The organism is Mycobacterium sp. 1423905.2 (assembly GCF_001673155.1).
GTDB lineage: Bacteria > Actinomycetota > Actinomycetes > Mycobacteriales > Mycobacteriaceae > Mycobacterium.
Window position 1 is genome coordinate 1 of the sequence record NZ_LZLE01000063.1, and the last position, 1,032, is coordinate 1,032.

The following is a 1,032-nucleotide window of genomic DNA, read 5'->3' on the forward strand; positions in this document are numbered from 1 at the left end:
GGCGACCGCGATCACCGAGTTCGCCGGGCCGTTCTGGAGTGGACGCGCGCTGGGCATCCAGAACACCACCCAACGGGTGATGGCGGCCGCCGGTCCCCCACTGTTCGGTGCGCTGATCAGCGCGGCGCGGTATCCGTCGGCGTGGCTGTTGTGCGGCTTGTTCCCGCTGGCGGCGTTGCCGCTGGTGCCGGTTCGCCTGCTGCCGCCGGGGCTGGAGACTAGAGCGCGGCGACAATCCGTTCGCCGACATCGCTGGTGGCAAGCCGTTCGGTCCCGCGACCGGCGAGGTAGGTCTCGACGGCTCGATCCACCCGCGCAGCGGCGTCGTCCTCCCCCAAGTGAGCAAGCAGCAACGCCACCGACATGATCGCCGCGGTCGGGTCCGCGATCCCCTGACCCGCGATGTCCGGCGCGCTGCCGTGGACCGGTTCGAACATCGACGGGTTGGTGCGCGTCGCGTCGATGTTGCCGCTGGCCGCCAAGCCGATGCCGCCGCACACCGCCGCCGCGAGGTCGGTGATGATGTCGCCGAACAGGTTGTCGGTGACGATGACGTCGAACCGGCCGGGGTTGGTGATCATGTGAATGGTCGCGGCATCGACGTGTAGGTAGGCCACCTCGACGTCGGGGTACTTCTCCCCGATCTCCTGCACCGTCCGCGACCACAACGCTCCGGCGAAGGTGAGCACATTGTTCTTGTGCACCAACGTCAGATGCTTGCGGCGCTGCCGGGCGCGTTCGAAGGCATCGGTGACCACGCGGCGCACCCCGAAGGCGGTGTTCACGCTGACCTCGGTGGCGACTTCGTGGACGGTGCCGACCCGGATCGCTCCGCCGTTGCCGGTGTAGGGGCCTTCGGTGCCCTCCCGCACCACCACGAAGTCGATGTCGGGGTTGCCGGCCAGCGGGCTGCTGACCCCGGGATAGAGCCGGGCCGGGCGCAGATTGACGTGGTGATCCAATGCAAAACGCAGCCGCAGCAGCAGTCCTCGCTCCAGTACGCCGCTGGGCACCGACGGGTCACCGATGGCG

General features: G+C 68.9%; 1 protein-coding gene. It reads right to left on the bottom strand.

Annotated elements, in window-relative coordinates; genetic code table 11:
• Positions 1-218 precede the first annotated feature (218 nt).
• Positions 219-1,032 (bottom strand): 3-isopropylmalate dehydrogenase (locus A9W95_RS03810; protein WP_067409302.1); only part of this gene is annotated, 814 nt, incomplete at its 5' end.